The sequence below is a fragment of the Stieleria bergensis genome (genome assembly GCA_007745635.1).
Lineage (GTDB): Bacteria > Planctomycetota > Planctomycetia > Pirellulales > Pirellulaceae > Stieleria > Stieleria bergensis.
Genome location: CP036272.1, coordinates 1,420,927 through 1,438,122 on the forward strand (window position 1 = coordinate 1,420,927; position 17,196 = coordinate 1,438,122).

The window sequence follows — 17,196 nt, forward strand, 5'->3', positions numbered from 1 at the left end:
TTTTCCATGCTAAACCGCCGCCTGGGGTGCCGGAGCATGGCCTAAACTATGCAGTTGGGTGCAGGAATCGACCTGCAAAGCGGCAGGTTCGGCTACCAAACGAAGGTTGATGACGGTTTTTCGGGCGGGCGAGCAAATGCCCTGCGGGAGTGGCTGGCTGGCTTTTCCAGTGCGGATGGTGATGCACCGACACCCAGAGAACGATTTCCTGGCCGAGCGATGCCTTACTGCCGGGGAATTGTCGCTCTAGCAACAGCTGCTGGTTGAGTCGATCCAAGGGGCGAGATAGTCTTTTGCTAGGGGAACGACACGCCACTGCCTGCTGGGAGAGTTGCCTGCTGGGATGGTTGCCTGCTGCTACTGGAAACGGAAACTCTCCGGGCCGGCGACGTACCAAGCGTCGATGCTGCTCCTTGGAACACTCCATCGGAAGAAAGAATACATGTTGGGTCCAGTTTTCAACCGTGAAGCCATCGTGGCACCGAAGCGAACGAAGACGTACTTGTCGCGGGGCATTTACGTTGCGGCGTTGTTTGCATTGCTGTGCACCGGCTATCTGGTGTTTGATGGATCGAGAAGTCTGTCGACGGTCTCGGATTCGGCTCGATTCGGTGGCTGGATGTTTGTGTTGCTCGCTCCACTGCAGCTGTTGATCCTTTGCAGCATGTCCGCGGTCGGTTCGGCGGCCTCGGTGGCTCAGGAGAAGGATCGCCGTACCATTTTGTTGTTGTTAATGACTCGTCTCAGCGGGTTCGAAGTGGTGGTGGGAAAACTGACCGCCACATTGCTAGGGCCTGTTTCGCTGTTGCTGGCCGCGTTGCCGCTGTTCTTGGTGCTTCCATTGCTTGGCGGCGTGGCTCCCGAGCAGGTTGGGGCGGTGTTTGCGATTACTTTGGCATCGATCATTTTTGCTGGGTCGGTGGGAACCGTGATGGGGCTATGGCGTGAAAAGACGTTTCAGGCCATCGCGTTGACGGTCCTGGCGATCTTGATGTTGCTGGTTTGTGGCGAGATTGTGATTGGCAGTGTGTCCAGCTTGCCCGAAGCGGTTCGTTTAGCCTTCAGTCCTTTTCGAGCCTTGATGGCATCGGCCTCGCCCAGTGGCATTCTGACCGCATCGACGTTCACGGGAATTGTTGCTTTGTTTGCCGTGATGCTGTTGCTCTCGGCGTTGGTCTTGTTGATTGGGGTCGCGCGCGTTCGCATCTGGAACCCTTCTCGCGAAGTTCGGTTTAAGGCTCCTGAGCCCGAGACCGGTGAAGAAGCCAAGGAGCAGGAGACGAAAGAGTCATGGAAGGTGCGAGCTCCGCGACCGGTGTGGAACAACCCAGTGCTGTGGCGTGAGGTTCGCACCTGGGCCTATGGGCGGAAAGTCATCGTGATTCGTGTGGCGTTCGCCATGTTATTTGCGTTGGGAGCGTTGATCGTCTTTGATCAAATTCAGTCCGGCATCGCGTATGAGTCGATTTCACGGGTCGGCCGTTCCCTGCCTTCGGCAACGCTGCCGGTTGCGGCGATCGGCGTGGTGAGTCTTGTCTTGGTCAATACACTGGCAGTCAACTCGGTCACAAACGAACGGGATGGATTGGCATTGGACTTGTTGCTGGTCACGGATCTTTCGCCGCGAGAGTTTGTCTTTGGCAAAATGCTGGGCGTGCTCTATGTGGGCAAGGAACTGATTTTATTGCCGCTGGGTTTGCTGATTTATTTGGGTGTCAGTGGCGTGACGACTTACGAGAACATGGTCTATGCGATTTTGGGCGCTGTGATCCTGTATGCCTTCGTAGCGATGTTGGGGATTCATTCCGGATTAAACTACGTTGCCGGACGCACCGCGATTCTGGCTAGCCTGGGCACGGTGTTTTTCCTGTGCGTGGGCATCGCGATTTGCATGACCATCATGGTTAGCTTTCAAGGTGCTTTTCAGATGCAGTTGGCTCCGTTCTTGTTGATGATTCTTGGGGGCGGTGGCGCCTTATTCGCTTCGCTCGGATGGCGGAATCCCTCGCGCGCGATCTTTGTCGCCTCCTTTACTCTGCCGCTGATTACCTACTATTCAATCACTCAGTTTCTGCTGCAGACCGACCACTTGTTTGTGTTTTTTGCGATGTTGACCGGTTATGGATTCACCATTGCGGCGCTGATGATTCCCGCCCTGAGCGAGTTCGATGTGTCTCTGGAAAAAGATCGCAGCCGCGAAGGGGATGGCTGATTGAATTTGATCTCAGAGTACGCTGCCTGGCTGCTGCCCATGGCGGTCTTGATCGCACTGAGCGCTTTGTTTAGTGGCAGCGAGGCTGCCTTGTTCTCGCTTTCTGCCCGTGACCAGCGCAGGCTTGACTCGGCAGGCGGTGGCGGCCGGATTGCGTTGTCGTTGTTGGGCAATTCCGAACAACTGCTCTCAGCGATTCTGTTTTGGAATCTGCTGATCAACATGCTGTACTTTGCCATCGCCTCGATCGTCGCAGGGGACTTAGAAGCCAATGAATCGTTCGGAGCGGGTTGGGCGCTGGGATTCACGATGCTCAGCCTGCTGGCGATGATCTTTTTAAGCGAAATGCTGCCCAAGAGTTTGGCGGTTCTGGCGCCGCTGCGAACGTCTATTGTGATCGCTCGGCCCTTGAACATCGCGTTTCACATCATCAAGCCACTGTTGCCGTTGATTGGAACGGCGAATCTTCTTGCCGGGCGTTTGCTTTGGCCAGGCTTTCAAGCGGAAAACGAAATCGATCTGGCCGACATCGAGCGTGCGGTGGAATTGGGGACGGACGATGCAGCGTTGATCGAACGCGAACGTCTAGCCGTGCGTTCTTTGGTTGAACTGGGGACAATGCGTGCGAGTGAGCTGATGCGGCCGCGAGGCAAACTGCGGCTCTTTCATCCTCCCGGTGACCTTGCTGAAATCTTTGAGCAAGAAACTCCCGGTGGCTATCTGATCATCACGGACGAGTCTCGCAACCACATGGTTGGTTCTCTGGACGTTCGTCTGTTGCGTCCCAGTCAAGTCGATCGTTATCAGGACTGGATTGAACCTGTCACCTATGTCCCTTGGGCCGCCTCCGTCGCCAGAGTCTTGGACCAGTTGACCAAAACCGATTCGCACGTCGCGATTGTGGTTGACGAATACGGCGACTGCATTGGAGCCTTGTCAACGGATCGGATCTTTCGGCGGATTCTGGCACCGCATTCGTATGAAAACGTTTCAGGCGATGCCGCGCTCGCGATGAAAGACATGGGAGATGGAAGCTGGCAGGTTTCCGGGAGCATCCCGCTGCGCCAGCTCGCTAAATTCTTGCAGGAAGAACTTGCTGATGAATCGATCGCGACCGTTGCCGGTTACCTGCAACGCACGAACGAACGATTGCCACGAGTTGGCGATCAGGCGTTGTTGGGACGCTATCAGTTGTCTTTACTCGATCAGGTTGAAAACGAATCCACGATCGAGGTTCGGCGGGTGAAGGAAACGGATGCTGGTGACGGTACTGCTGAGTTGGAGGTGGATCAATGATCTTCGCTGCACTCGGTTTGTTCCTGGTCTCGTTGCTGATGAGTGGTTTTTTCAGTGGCAGCGAGACCGGCATGTATCGCGTTTCCAGAACGCGATTGATTCTTGATGCGCTTGGTGGTTCACGTGGTTCGCGCGTGATGATCTGGTTGCTGAATCGGCCGGCAGTTTTTGTAGCCACGGCATTGGTCGGGAATAATATTGCGAACTTTTTGTCCAGCTTTGCCACTGTCTGGTTGATCGGCATTCTGTTTCAGGGTTCCTCGGCGGCCGAATTGATTGGGCCAATCTTGATGACTCCGGTGGTGTTTATCTTTGGCGAACTGTTGCCCAAACACTGGTTCTTTCACGCGCCCTATCGACTGTTGCACCGTGTTCAGCCGCTGTTGGTCTTGGCCACGATCCTGTTTCTGCCCATCAGCATGCTCTTGGCCTTGCTGGGCAAAGCACTGAGTTTATTGACAGGGCAGACACCGTTTCGTTTGCGATTAGCAATGGCGCGCGGTGATGTGGCTCAGTTGTTACGTGCAGGCGAAGAGGCTGGTATTTTGCATGCCGCACAGCGAACCATGGCTGAGCATCTGTTTGAAACCGGTAACGAACCGGCGCTTTCGTTTGCCGTTCCAGTGCAACGGCTTGCGGCGGTTGATGCGGGAGTGGATGTGGCGACAGCACAGTCTGCTGCTCGGCGCAAGAACCATCCCATCCTGTTGGTCTCTGAAGCCGGGCAGATTAAAGGCTACGTGAGGTACGCTGAATTAATCGGTCAGCAGACGTTGCCAGCGAGTCGACCTGTGGTGACCGCAAGTGTGGCTGAAAGACACTTTACCACGCTTTTAAGAATGTACGACTCCGGCAGTGAAGTCGCCTTGCTGCAAGATGAGAACCAGGTCACGCGATCTGTCGTGACCCGTCGCCAGTTATTGCAGTCGTTGAAGTAACCTTGCAATCGACCGCTGCGAGACTTCTATTCAGATGCTGGCTTGCTGTAGCCTAGGCTGTTGATGACCATCAGCATTTCGTCGCAGGTGATGTATCGACGATGATGTTCCATTTTGTATTGATCGATCGCTAGGGCAAGTTCGCGTCCATCTTCGCTAAGTCCCTGGTAGCTGCTGCCAAACTGACGACGCTCGTTGCTGCCCAATGACCGACTATTGGCACGACGTCGATCGACAAAGTCTTCTCGGTGCGATGGTTGGGTGGCTGAATCATTTCCAGCTTGGAAACCACTGACAACAAAGCCAGTGCCGGTGGTGAATTGCGACGAGGCGGCATCAGCGTTGTGAAGTGACATACGATGATCTCTCTTAAATAAGTCTCTGGGGGACAATGTCGCCGTAACCAACAAGCGTCGGTAAAGTGAAAAGCGGAGGTGCGATTAGCGTGATTCGTTTAGCCAATCGTTGCCGCTGTCAATCAGTTGCTGCCGACTCGAGCGTTATCGTTGAGTCGAATCAGGGACAGCAGGTAACCAGCGATGGATCGGTGTCAGTGATCCAGGTTCCAGCAGCAAGTGCTATAGAGCGCAGGTGTCTTGCAGTCATCTGCATCTGGCAGGTCACTGGCACCGACATCAGTTAGCCCCATAACGATGAACGTCGTCAACGTAAACGTAGGTCACTGATCCGCGCAGGGCTGAGATTGAGGGGGATTTCATGAGTCGGATTTGCTAGGAAAACCCTCACCTCCCCCCCGCTGACGAGCACACGATGCTAGTTGGCATTGGAATTGCCGTTGCAACCGTTGCATTCGCACCTTGGACAGCCGAGGCTGCCGGTGGTGTGGGCCTGGTAGACGTCTTGGGGAGCACAACAAATTGCACTGCGATCACTTCGCAAAGCGATCAGCAGTGCGTCTGATGCATTCGATCAGTCATCAGCAGGTGCACCATCTTTGATGACGAACCGAGCTCGTAGATGCGCGACTTGCGATGCCAAGTCTGCTTGTTTGACACTGCGGAGCACTTCTTGGAAGTCCTTGTAGGCATCTGGCGCTTCATCACGCGGATACTGGCGACAGTTGCTGATGATGTCCTGATCTAGCAAACCTTGGTCAATCGCTTGTTGCGAGAGTTGCTTCTTCGCTTTGGTCCGGCTGAGGCGACGTCCCGCGCCATGGTTGACGCTGTACGCTGATTTGTCCGCTCCTGCATTGGCAACCATGACCGATGATCCATCACGCGGATTGCCAGGTAGCAAGATCGGGTGTCCGGTGGACTCAAATCGTGACCCTTGCAGTTGCGGGTGATTGGCTGGCAAGGCGCGCGTGGCACCTTTCCGGTGCACCCACTGAGCTTGCCCGTCGATCGGTTCCTGTCGAGCAATATTATGCGAAATGAAGTACACCAAATCGCCTTGCGCGCCTGGGAAGACCTCTTGGAAGGCCTCCAAAACCAGGGCATTGATCAGCAGGTGATTGACGGTCGCAAAGTTCGCTCCCATCGCCATATCGCAAAGGTATTGCTGGCCTTCAGGTGAATCGACATGAGCGTAAGCCAGTTGCGGATCATTCGCTGGGAACGGTTGGCCTCGCTCTTGAAACAATGATTTCAATGCGCGAAACTGCATCATGGCCAGGTCATGACCGAAACCACGCGATCCGCAATGCGAGAGGAACGCGACGCAGCCATCTTTCAAACCGAATTGGCTCGCCACGCCAGTTTGCTGTTGGTCCACTTGAACCGCTTCGGCTTCACCGAAGTGGTTGCCGCCTCCGTAACTTCCCAGCTGACGGTACTTGGTATCCAGACGTTTTTGCTTATCGCGTTCACGACCGATCCACTCCAAACGCTCAGCCAAGGTTTCCGTGCGACCATCGGGCGCGCTGTGCGAGGCGTCCTCGCAGGCGTCAGCCCAGTGAGTGGGAATGCCCAGATTCTTTAGGACAGACTTCGATGCACCCTCGGTGGCAACCTGGAATCCCAAGCGGCTCTTGACCGACCGAGATTTCGGCACATGGCGTTGTCCGCGACCGGCACCGGTTGGCACGCGTTCACAGATCGCTCGGATCACTGCACGACGAACCTTTTTGGATTCCAGCTCACTCGCCTCCAGGTCCATTTGCAACAGGCTCATGCTGCACTTGATATCCACCCCGACCGGCCCGGGGTAAACGTGATCTGGTGACACCATCACGCAGCCCACCGGTGCCCCGTAACCAAGGTGCGCATCCGGGTTCAGCACCACGTGGCTGACGCCGGGGGCGAGTCGACTGTTGATCGCTTGCTGAAAGGTCTGATCACCAAAGGTCTGTCGAATTGATTCCGTTCCAATCACAGTGATGGGTGATGTTTCTGGTCCGACTGGAAGGGTCGCCGTTGCCTCACCGGTGATTTGAAGTTGTTCTTGGATCAGGTTGGTAGGTTGTTGGTTCATGCAAACGTTTACGGGGTGATCGTCGCGTGCGCGCAGCAGCGCACTGGTCAACTGGCGACGTGGTGAAGGTCAACTGGCGACGTGGTGAAGGTCGAGGCCGACGTTTCCACAGACAGATGATTCGCTCCTGCGAATCCGCTCAGTTTAGTGGCGTGCTCATCAGGTAGCTCGACCAGAAGAATGGCTGGTCGCCCGATAGCATTACCCCCTCTAGATCATCTCCAAGCAAAGTAGGTTCGCCTGTCGGATCTAAAACGCTGCCACGAAGAATTTGCCGAGCGCGATCAAAGGCTTCCAAAGCGGAGGCAAATGGGAGTTCTTGGCCGTACTCCTGAATCAACGTCGCCGTGCTTTGACCACCAAGCGCCCAGCGACTGAGCACAACATCGCGTACACCACTGTATTGCAGCTGCGCAATGGTCGCCATGATTTCAGAGCCCAGCGGTGGCTGTCCGGTGTCCAGATAGCATCGGAACCCCGATAAGAATACCGAACTGGGCACGCGTGGAGGTGGCCCCAGCCAATCTTCAAACGTACCGAGTGGTTGGCTGGTATCGCTGGGGATCAGTGCGGTGCGAAGCAGTGCGCCGGCTTTGGGGGTGGTGACTTGACCGACGATCAAGTGGTTGGCGACTTCGCCACTGCGACTGCTGGGAATCGCATAGCCGTTGGGAATCTCCACCCACTGTCCGGCTGGCAGAACATCGGTGATCGACTTGGCGATGGCGGCATCGTGTTCCATGTCACGCGGTGCAAAGAACCGGCCCAGGGCAATGCCGATGTGATGATCTTGCGGTGGTGCGGCGGTGGGCGACAAGGCCAGTGCAGGCGTGGCCGCGTAGGACAACGACACGGCATCGCCCAGCAGTTCCGAGGAAGCATCATCGGTCGGCAGCAACTCAAATGGCAGGTACCAAAGTCGACTGTCAGGAATCACCACCAGTCGTTCAACCTTCGCTAGAACACCTTGCAAAATGGGGCCAGTGTCTGGCGGGATCAAACGATCACGCAGCGACATGGCTTGTTGGCGCCAGGCATCATCCGTTGGCAGGCGAGGCTTTTTCTTGGTTCCAACGCCAACGGTTCGCAGCAGGTTAGCGATGTCAGCATCAATTCGCGGGCCGCCTTTGATTGACCAGATGGTGGCTTTTTCTTTGGTGGCTAGAATCGCATGGTAGAATCCGCCGTCGCGGAGATAGATCAACAATCCCGTTTTGTCTGGGATCTCCCCTAAGGGTTTCTTTTCGTCCAGCGGCTTGGGCACCACGGTCGGGATCTCGTTGCGATCCAAGGCCATCGCCCAGGTTTGGCTGATCAGTTTGCCATAGTTGGCGGCCGCTTGTTCCGGAGCGATTTGTTGTTTGGGTTGGTTGGCCGCCGCGAGCTGCGCCGCACTTAGATTTCGCACTAAAGCATCGGCTGTATTGCGCCACTGTAAGTCCTTTGGTAATAGCATCGGACCGGGCATGCGAGTCACCGCATTGGCCTGTAGCAAGCGGCCACCTAAGGCCAGCGGTTGTGTGACTCGGCCTTGCTGCAATTGTTCGATCCGCAGCATGGCATCGGGAGCGTTGTTGCGCGCAAACGCCGTGCTCAGTCGTGCCACACGCAAGCGATCTCGATTGGCAACTTGCCCCGCCAAGGCGTCGGTGGCATCGCGACGCCAGACCGCGATGGAGGGTGGATCAGCATACGTCGCCAACAGGTCATCAATCGATCCAGTGTCCTTGGTGGAGGCGATGATCTGATTCAGGCGAGCCAATTGATACAACCGCGGCATGGAGATCAGGCCCCGGTTACGGACCTTGTGGTCGGTGGCAAAGGCAAACATGGCGCCAAGCGGTTTCTGCCAAGGCATCGGGTTGCCCGAGGCCGCGTAGGGCTGGCGAGTGGCAAGTCGAGCCGATAGGTAAGCCATGTAACTGCGCAATCGAGGCACAACCATGTCGCGCCGGCTTAACATCGCGCCGGCGTCTTGTAAACGCTGTGTCGCATAGGCTAGGTCACCGGCCGTGATCGCAGCATCGACGCTCGCCAGCAAGCATTGTGCGGAGGCCAGACGCGATTCGCGAATCAAGGCCGCAGCGATCTCGCTGGCGGCCGCTTGCACCGCTTTGGCGGTCTGCGCTGTGCTGCAGCCTGCGGCTAACATCATTGCTTCGCCGACAAATTCCAGTTGATCCTCCGCGCCCGCTTGATTGGCCGCCGCAATGGCTTGTTGCAACGCTTGGTCTGGTTTGGCAGTCGCGGCAACCGCTGATGCCGAAGCCAAATTGGCAATCGGAGTCAACGGATGGATGCGACCTTGTAGCAGGCCAAACTGAACCGAATCTTTCACCGCCATTTCGTCTTGACCGGCGCCGAAGCGTTCGCAACCTCGCATGGCTCCGATCATGACTTTGGCGATGGGCACGTTCAGTCCAGCAGGAAACTTGGTCGCTTCTAAGCATTGTTGTGGCCCCGAATCCAAACGGGCCAATTCACCCATGATGATGCGTCGACGGTAGTTGGCAATCGCAATGCCTCGCAGCACTTCGACCACGTTCAGGCGGCGAATGTTTTGGGACTCAATCGCGCCCCCGGCCGCAATGGCTGCTTCATCAATCACTTGCCCACGGACAAAACTGATTTCACTCGGCAACGGAATTCGATTGAACCGACGCGCTGCTTGCCAAAGGTAACGAGGGGGGGTGACGGCGACGTTACCGGTGTTGTTGAGATCCCGCCAAAGAGGACGCGCCATCCAACCACGATTGCGAGCTACGATCGCAAACAGTTGATCCAAGCTCCGCATCGCGGATTCTAAATCACCTAGCTGATATTGGGTTTCCGCCAACATCGCATACACCGGAATCGAATCAACCCAGCGGCCGGCCGCGTCAACACGCGTGCGCCGCAGAGCGACATCGAATCCGTCCAAGGCACGATCGAGCTCGCCAGCGCGATAAAACTCCATCGCAATGAAATATTCCTGCGGTGGTGACGAGTTGTTGCCAGGTCCGGTAACCCCCGGGAAACGTCCACCGGGGAACTGATTTCCAGGCGGCTGATTTCCAGGCGGCTGATTCTGAGCCATCAACGTTGACCAAGGGAACACCGTCAGCAAAACCCAAACCAGGCTTAGCAGTGGAAGCGACGTTCCGCACGCAATGGCCGATGGGGAGACGATCCGCGCAGAACGTTGGGGCTTTGGTGATTTCATAGCAATGGATGTACCAAAGGAAGAAGATGCCAGCATGGCGACGAGAAAAGAGAACAGGGCCGTTCTTTCGTCTCAGTTTAGTGTAGATCAATACTGGCTCAGCGTCGAATCGGGCAAAGAATCTTTGCCGCCCAAGCACTTCAAGGGGACGCGATCAAAGCATGCATAAGCCGCATGCGGGCCGTTGCGCATCCGAGGTTTTGGCGTTCGCCACGGTTTTTGGTGATGAGCGTTTTTTTGACGACCATGGTGCTTGCAAGCACGGCAACCTACGGATTTGGCGTTAGCACACGGATTTGTCGCGTTCAGATGGAAACGGAACGGCGGCTGGTGCCTAAGCCGCTAGACCACTTTGGCTGAGAGTTCTTTGGTCGGATCCGGGGTGTCATCAAGGAAGTAGATTTTCCCGCTAGACACATCGTAGACAGCGCCGACAACTTGGGTCTTGCCTTCGTCAATGGCTTTGGCGATCGCGCTGCTGATCAAGGGGATTTGTTCCACCGTGTGCTGGACGTTGCGGACCACGATTTCGTCGACGAAGTCCGATTGCATTTGTTCCGACTTGTCTTTGGCGTCGCGACACTCCTGTGGGTTCACCACCTCAGCAACTTTGTCAACGATTGCCCCCAAGTGCTGGCAACCGGTCACTGCTGCCACGTCGGCTTCTTGAGCGACCAAGTCGATGCTGGAGATCACTGCTCCACAGCGTGTGTGTCCGAGGACCAGCACCAGTTTTACGCCACTGACTGCGACGGCGTATTCCAGGCTGGCCATCGACTTGGTGCCGATGATGTTGCCAGCGACTCGGATGCTAAACACATCGCCGATGCCTTGATCCAGAATCAATTCCACCGGGACTCTTGAGTCAATGCAGCTGAGCACTGCGGACAACGGGTTTTGTCCCATGCTGGTGGCGTTGACTTGGCGGCCCAGGTCGCGGCTCACACGTTTTCCGTTGACGAAGCGTTGATTGCCTTCTTTTAGCAACGCCAGGACTTGGTCGGGGGTGCTGCGTTCTTTGAGTTCCTTGGTGGCATAATCAGCGAACAGCAATTCGTCTTTCATGTCGTACTTGCTGCGGAATCCTCGTAGGGAGACCTTCACGCCGCGCGCCGGGGCGTCCTTGTCTTTGAATTCGCGGATCATGCTTAAGATGTCCGGATCGATATAATCGGAGGCGCTCGCATCGATCAGGATGTGCGTCCCACTTTGTGTTTCATCAAACAGTTGATTCAGTGAACCACGGTTCAGAAAGCTGACCTGTTGAGCCAGTTCAACGTGCGTGATTTCCCCATCGAGGTGAGTTTCTAGCACACGGCGAATGGGGCTTCGCAAATTACTGTTCAAAATGAACAGGGTGCTAATGGCTAACCCGATCAGGATCCCCGTCAACAGATCGGTGCGGACAATGGCGACGACGGTGACGATAAAGGGAATGAATTGGTAGCGGCCCTCGGACCACATTTGTTTGACCAGTTTCGGGCTGGCCAGTTTGAATCCTGTTACCAGCAGGATCGCCGCCAAGCAAGACAGCGGAATGGTATTGAGCAGCTTGGGAAACATCATCACAAAGATCAACAACAAGCCACCATGGAAAATGGCACTCGCTTTGGTCTTTGCGCCAATACCCACATTCACGCTGCCGCGGACGATGACGCTGGTCACCGGCAGGCCTCCAAAGGCACCCGAGACCATGTTGCCAATCCCTTGAGCGAAGAGTTCACGGTTGGCCGGTGATTGGCGGCGGTGAGGGTCGAGCTTATCGACCGCTTCTAAGTTCAACAGTGATTCCAATGACGCCACAATTGCGATCGTGACCGCTGCTTGCCAGACGATCGGGTTGCCGATTTGCATCCAGTCAGGAAAAATCAGCAAGTTGAAAAAGTCACGCACCGGCCCCTGTGTACTTTCCTCGTCAATCGGAATGTTGACTAAGTGCTCGGCACCAATGTTGATCGCTTCGTGAAACGATTGGAACCAGTACTGCAGCACGACTCCAAGAATCACCACCACCAACGGACCTGGGATCACCAGCTTCTTGAGCTGCGGAATCCGGTCCCAGGCGATCAGTAAGATCACCGACAAAATGCCCACGATCGCTGCACCGATGTGGTAATCGTTGATCACCCTGAATAATTCGCTGAGCGTGGTCTCGTGGTCAGGCTGGTACCAATCGTACTGGCCTTCCGGGTTTTGGTCATGACCGAAGACGTGCGGCAACTGCTTGAGAATCAGAATCACACCGATTGCCGCCAGCAGCCCCTTGATCACACTTGATGGGAAGAAGGCCGACAACGATCCGGCACGGGCGAAGCCCAAGCCAACCTGCAGGACGCCGCCGAGAAACACCGCCAGCAAAAAGGTTTCGACCGACCCACACTGCGTCAACCAGTGCAAAACGACTGCCGTTAATCCGGCTGCGGGACCGCTGACACTGGTCTGAGATCCACTGAGCGGTCCGACCACCAAACCACCGACGATTCCTGCAATCAATCCCGACATCAGCGGTAGATTGATTTGGTCGCCTTCAGGATCGGACGCCAAGGCAATGCCCAGGCATAGCGGTAGCGCGACAAGAAAAACCACCAAGCCACCGCGAACGTCCGCGAACAGTGTCGAGGGCGCGAATGGTTTGAGGTTGCCGGGGTTCGTTTGCTGTGGGGTGCTTGCTGATTCGCTGGCCATCGGGGTCTCGCAATGTATCTCACAGATTGATGCATTTGATCACGTCTGTCTCACCTCGCTGCCCGTTTGGCAATGTGACAGAACGCCCCGGTGAACGGGGGTGTGCGGAAATGATCCAGTCGCTGATCCTGCTGTAGCAAACTAGCATAATCATCGGTTGCTTGGGACCGGAATGGTGCGTCTGCCAACGAGTTTGACCAAGAAACGACAGGGGGGAGACTCGCTGCGTACTGGGGACATCCACGCTCCCTGCGGAAGGGCCCCGTCAGTGCGGCCAGGTCGGGAAATCTGCATCAAACGCTTGTTTTGCGAACCCTGCCATCACCCTCTGCAGGCCGGGAAAGCCTGAGTTTCGGGCAAGCGGGAGTGTAACGCAAACGCCGTCAGAGGCTCGCGATTCGTCTATTGGCACTACAGCGTCGGACCGACCGTCCAGGGCACGAATTCTTGATCGCCGAAGCCGTGCCGTTCGCTGGCCGTCTGCTCACCGCTGGCGACGCGCAGCGCATAATTAAAGAATTCATCGCCCAGCTGTTGAATCGTTTTATCGCCCAGGGCTTGGCCGGCATCGAGATCCATGTCATCACGCATGCGATCAAACAAAGCGGAGTTGGATGCGACTTTGATGACCGGGGCCGGTTTGCATCCAAAGCAGCTGCCACGGCCGGTGGAGAACATCACCAAGTTGGCGCCCCCAGCCACTTTCCCGGTCACGCTGGCTGGATCGAACCCCGGGGTGTCCATCACGGAGAGTCCTTTTTGGGTGACTTGCTCGGCGTATTGATAGACCGCTTCAAGCGCCGTGCAGCCGCTTTTGGCTGCCGCACCGAGCGACTTTTCGGTGATGGTTGTCAGGCCGCCAGCCTTGTTGCCTTGGGATGGATTGTTGTCCAGTTGGCCACCGTAAACGCCGACGTAGTCTTGCCACCAATGCAGTAATTGCAGCAGTTCGTTGGCGACCTCCGGTGTTCGAGCTCGTTGGCACAACAAGTGTTCGGCGCCAAACAGTTCGGTGGTTTCAGAGATGATTGCCGAACCTCCACAAGCGACCATTCGATCCGACACCACGCCGATTGCTGGATTGGCTGTCACGCCGCTGTAACCGTCACTGCCTCCGCATTCGACGGCCAGCTTTAAATGCGAGGCATCTTGGCTGGTTCGCTGGGCTTTGTTGGCCATGTCGAGAACTTGTTCAAGCAGCTGCTCGCCGCGCTCAATTGTGGCCTGCGAACCGCCTTCGTCCTGCATGGTCAGCATTGGGACCCCCGCATCGCGGGTCATGGGTTGTCCCTGCAGATCATACAGTGGCACGACGCCTTGATGCTGTGACAGGTAGCCCACGGCATTTTGCTCGCAGCCGAGTCCAATGATCAGCCGCCCGCCGACGTTGGCATGGTTTGCGTAACCTGCGAGGGTTCTGCCCAGCATTTGGTGCTTCAGCCCGTTGTACTCGAACGCGCAGCCGGTGGGGTGGGTAGCAGCAAAGACTCCATCGACATTGGGCCATCGTTTGAGCCGCTGAGCGTCAAAGCGCTGCGCGATCTTGTGGCAAACGGTCGCACTGCAATTCACAGTGCTGATGATCGCGACGTAATTTCGAGTGCCAACCTGGCCGTTGGCCCGCGCGAAACCTTCAAAGGACCGCTTAAGAGGCGGTGGCGGTGGCGGCGGGGTGGTGCTTTGGACGGACTTGTCCGGTTGGTGTGACTGGACAAGGTTATGGCTGTGAACATGTTGGCCGGCGGCAATGTCGTGGGTTGCTTGGCCGATGGCGGAGCCGTATTTCAGGGCTTTTTCGCCTTTCGCAATCGGTCGGGTACAAAATTTGTGCCCCGCTGGGATTCGCTGGGAAAGCGCAATGTGCGCGCCGGCTGGCAGAATCGCCGTCTGCCCGGCCTGAATTTCGGCCGTCGCGATGGCAACATTGTCTTGGGGGTTCAGCCGAATGCAGTGTGTGGCAGTGTTGCTCATCGTAGAAGGCCCGAATTGTGCCGGGCAACAGTCCCTGTCTGTGGTTCCGAAATGTTCTTCGCCGCCCTATATTCGCGGATGTGCTGGCGATTGGCCAGGGAGAGCAGATTGAAATTTGCTGCCAAGCATCGTCAAGGTGCTTGAGAGAATCCCACCCTAAGGGGGTTGCCCCGTTGGTTTGATTCCGACGAGCGGCTTCGTTGCCGTTGTCAGTGCATTGTAATTTCCAGACGACCTATGGCGCATGCGGATCATAACCCTCGATGAAAATCCACGAATTCCAAGGCAAAGAGCTCTTTCGTCAAGCCGGCGTGCCGGTTCTAGAAGGCATTGTCGCAGTCACTCCAGACGAAGCAGCAGCAGCGTATGACAAACTTGGCGGCCCGGTCGCGGTTGTCAAATCACAGATTCACGCTGGCGGACGCGGTAAAGGAACCGTGATCGGCAACCCCGAACAGCACGGCGTTGTGTTGGTGAAAAGTGCCGATGAGGCTCGCCAGGCTGCCGCGGGTCTGTTGGGCAACAAACTGGTCACCATCCAAACCGGCCCAGAAGGCCAAACGGTAAACAAAGTCTTCGTTGAAGCCGGTTGTGATATCGCTCGCGAGCTGTACCTGGGCATTGTCCTGGATCGAGCCGTTGCCAAACCGGTTTTGATGGTCAGTACCGAAGGCGGCATGGAAATCGAGACGGTGGCTGAGAACACGCCCGAACTGATTCATAAAGAACACTTCGATCCAGCCATCGGACTGGAAGCCTTTCAAGTTCGCAAGCTTTGCAAGAAGCTCGGCATCAGCGGTGCCGCCGCCAAGGCAGCCGCCAAGTTCATGCCTGCGATGTGCCGCTTCTATGTCGATTACGACTGCGAGCTCGCCGAAGTCAATCCCTTGGTCATTACCGGCGACGATCAAATGATCGCCCTTGATGCAAAGATCAACTTTGATAACAACGCGCTGTATCGTCATCCAAAACTCGCTGAGTACCGTGACCTCGCCGAAGAAGAGCCCAGCGAAGTTCGCGCCAGTGATGCCGGTCTGAGCTACGTCAAGTTGGAAGGCAATATCGGTTGCCTCGTCAATGGTGCCGGTTTGGCAATGTCAACGATGGACATCATCAAGTACCACGGCGGCAAGCCAGCGAACTTCCTGGACGTTGGTGGCGGTGCAAACGAAGAGCAAGTCACCGAGGCCTTCCGCATTTTGCTCTCTGACCCCAATGTGAAAGGCTTGTTGGTCAATATCTTTGGCGGCATCGCCCGCTGTACCACGATCGCAGCCGCCGTGATCGCCGCTAGCAAGACCGTGGGCTTCGAAGTGCCACTGGTCGTCCGCTTGGAAGGCACCGAAGTCGAAGAGGGACGCAAAATGTTGTCTGAAAGCGATGTGGAGATCATCACTGCGACGGACATCACCGACGCGGCCAAGAAAATCGTTGCCGCCACTGGTGTCTAATGCCGATCGCTGAAGTTCATTCAATAACAAACCATCACTAAATAATATTAGAAATAACCATGAGTATCTTGATTGATGGCAACACGAAAGTGATTTGCCAAGGCATCACAGGCAAGGCTGGTACCTTCCACTCGCTCGGTTGCCGTGAGTATGGCACGCAGATGGTCGGTGGCGTGACGCCCGGTAAAGGTGGCCAAAACGTCGAAGGCATTCCCGTTTTTGATACCGTCGAAGAAGCGGTCAGCGAAACCGGTGCTGACGCCTCAATGATCTTCGTGCCCCCGCCCTTCACTGCCGACGCGATCCTGGAAGCCATCGACGCGGGCATCAAAGTCATCGCGGCGATCACCGAAGGTGTGCCAGTGGTCGATATGGTGCGAGTCTACGAGAAAGTTCGTGCCAGTGACGCCGTGCTGATCGGCCCCAACTGCCCTGGATTGATCACCCCCGGTCAGTGCAAAATCGGCATCATGCCGGGCTACATTCATCAGCCCGGAAAAGTCGGTGTCATGAGCCGTAGTGGAACGCTGACCTACGAAGCGGTTTGGCAAACCAGTTCCCTGGGACTGGGGCAAAGCACGTGCGTTGGCCTTGGTGGTGACCCCATTGTCGGTACCAACTACATCGATCTGCTGAAACGGTATCAAGAAGATGACCAAACCGAAGCGATCTTGATGATCGGTGAAATCGGTGGTTCGGCCGAAGAAGAAGCAGCTGCCTACGTGAAAGAACACGTCACCAAGCCGGTGGCCGCTTTCATCGCAGGGCGGACCGCGCCTCCAGGAAAACGCATGGGCCACGCCGGTGCGATCATCAGCGGAGGAAAGGGGACAGCAACTGAGAAGGTCGCGGCGCTCGAATCCGCTGGCATCGTCGTCGCGCCAACCCCAGCTGATATGGGGCAAGCCGTCGTCGACGCGATGGGCAAGTAAATTCTGTCAGAGCGGCCTCTTGCCGCTTTCTTGATTGATGCAAAGCGGCCTCGCGCCGCTCCATGCACCGAAG

Annotated in this window: 10 protein-coding genes; 5 read left to right on the forward strand and 5 right to left on the reverse strand. The window is 56.3% G+C overall.

All coding sequences use genetic code 11. The features are described 5' to 3' along the window. Nucleotides 1–442: 442 nt before the first annotated feature. The 3 genes from SV7mr_RS04725 to SV7mr_RS04735 are packed head-to-tail and all read left to right on the forward strand — an operon-like array spanning nt 443 to nt 4,446. Complete coding sequence (locus SV7mr_RS04725) at nt 443–2,212, forward strand: hypothetical protein (protein ID WP_419188099.1); 1,770 nt, start codon at nt 443–445, stop codon at nt 2,210–2,212. Further along, nucleotides 2,213–3,508 carry a CNNM domain-containing protein gene (locus SV7mr_RS04730; RefSeq protein WP_419188100.1) on the forward strand — a complete coding sequence of 432 codons (1,296 nt, stop codon included), beginning with the start codon at nt 2,213–2,215 and terminating at the stop codon, nt 3,506–3,508. Then, nucleotides 3,505–4,446, forward strand: a complete 942-nt coding sequence (locus tag SV7mr_RS04735) for a CNNM domain-containing protein (RefSeq protein WP_419188101.1) — start codon at nt 3,505–3,507, stop codon at nt 4,444–4,446. The genes SV7mr_RS04730 and SV7mr_RS04735 overlap by 4 nt, the downstream gene beginning before the upstream one ends. A gap of 26 nt (nt 4,447–4,472) precedes the next feature. Here the strand turns inward: SV7mr_RS04735 and SV7mr_RS25075 are convergent, their stop codons facing one another. The 5 genes from SV7mr_RS25075 to SV7mr_RS04760 form a co-directional block, all read right to left on the reverse strand. After that, nucleotides 4,473–4,802: a hypothetical protein gene (locus SV7mr_RS25075; RefSeq protein WP_419188102.1), complete on the reverse strand. Its 330-nt coding sequence runs from the start codon at nt 4,800–4,802 to the stop codon at nt 4,473–4,475. A gap of 574 nt (nt 4,803–5,376) precedes the next feature. Continuing rightward, a complete protein-coding gene (locus tag SV7mr_RS04745; protein WP_145269695.1) occupies nt 5,377–6,882 on the reverse strand; it encodes an RtcB family protein in 1,506 nt (501 codons plus the stop codon). A 139-nt stretch (nt 6,883–7,021) separates the two neighbouring features. Further along, the gene (locus tag SV7mr_RS04750; RefSeq protein WP_145269697.1) at nt 7,022–9,958 is read right to left on the reverse strand and encodes a hypothetical protein; all 2,937 of its coding nucleotides are present in this window, start codon (nt 9,956–9,958) and stop codon (nt 7,022–7,024) included. Between the two features lie 468 nt (nt 9,959–10,426). Then, the gene (locus SV7mr_RS04755; RefSeq protein WP_145269699.1) at nt 10,427–12,769 is read right to left on the reverse strand and encodes a SulP family inorganic anion transporter; all 2,343 of its coding nucleotides are present in this window, start codon (nt 12,767–12,769) and stop codon (nt 10,427–10,429) included. Between the two features lie 411 nt (nt 12,770–13,180). Further along, complete coding sequence (locus SV7mr_RS04760; protein WP_145269701.1) at nt 13,181–14,740, reverse strand: UxaA family hydrolase; 1,560 nt, start codon at nt 14,738–14,740, stop codon at nt 13,181–13,183. Nucleotides 14,741–15,003: 263 nt separating this feature from the next. Between SV7mr_RS04760 and sucC the strand changes: the two genes are divergently transcribed. Together sucC and sucD are read left to right on the forward strand one after the other, a co-directional pair. Further along, complete coding sequence (gene sucC, locus SV7mr_RS04765) at nt 15,004–16,191, forward strand: ADP-forming succinate--CoA ligase subunit beta (protein WP_145269703.1); 1,188 nt, start codon at nt 15,004–15,006, stop codon at nt 16,189–16,191. Between the two features lie 59 nt (nt 16,192–16,250). Continuing rightward, nucleotides 16,251–17,123, forward strand: a complete 873-nt coding sequence (sucD, locus tag SV7mr_RS04770) for a succinate--CoA ligase subunit alpha (RefSeq protein ID WP_145269705.1) — start codon at nt 16,251–16,253, stop codon at nt 17,121–17,123. Nucleotides 17,124–17,196 lie beyond the last annotated feature (73 nt).

Bases quoted from the DNA above. Each gene is read 5' to 3' on its own strand.
- SV7mr_RS04725 (WP_419188099.1), top strand. From the start codon at position 443: ATGTTGGGTCCAGTTTTCAACCGTGAAGCCATCGTGGCACCGAAGCGA.
- SV7mr_RS04760 (WP_145269701.1), bottom strand. From the start codon at position 14,740: ATGAGCAACACTGCCACACACTGCATTCGGCTGAACCCCCAAGACAAT.
- sucC (WP_145269703.1), top strand. From the start codon at position 15,004: ATGAAAATCCACGAATTCCAAGGCAAAGAGCTCTTTCGTCAAGCCGGC.
- SV7mr_RS25075 (WP_419188102.1), bottom strand. From the start codon at position 4,802: ATGTCACTTCACAACGCTGATGCCGCCTCGTCGCAATTCACCACCGGC.
- SV7mr_RS04735 (WP_419188101.1), top strand. From the start codon at position 3,505: ATGATCTTCGCTGCACTCGGTTTGTTCCTGGTCTCGTTGCTGATGAGT.
- SV7mr_RS04745 (WP_145269695.1), bottom strand. From the start codon at position 6,882: ATGAACCAACAACCTACCAACCTGATCCAAGAACAACTTCAAATCACC.
- sucD (WP_145269705.1), top strand. From the start codon at position 16,251: ATGAGTATCTTGATTGATGGCAACACGAAAGTGATTTGCCAAGGCATC.
- SV7mr_RS04755 (WP_145269699.1), bottom strand. From the start codon at position 12,769: ATGGCCAGCGAATCAGCAAGCACCCCACAGCAAACGAACCCCGGCAAC.
- SV7mr_RS04750 (WP_145269697.1), bottom strand. From the start codon at position 9,958: ATGGCTCAGAATCAGCCGCCTGGAAATCAGCCGCCTGGAAATCAGTTC.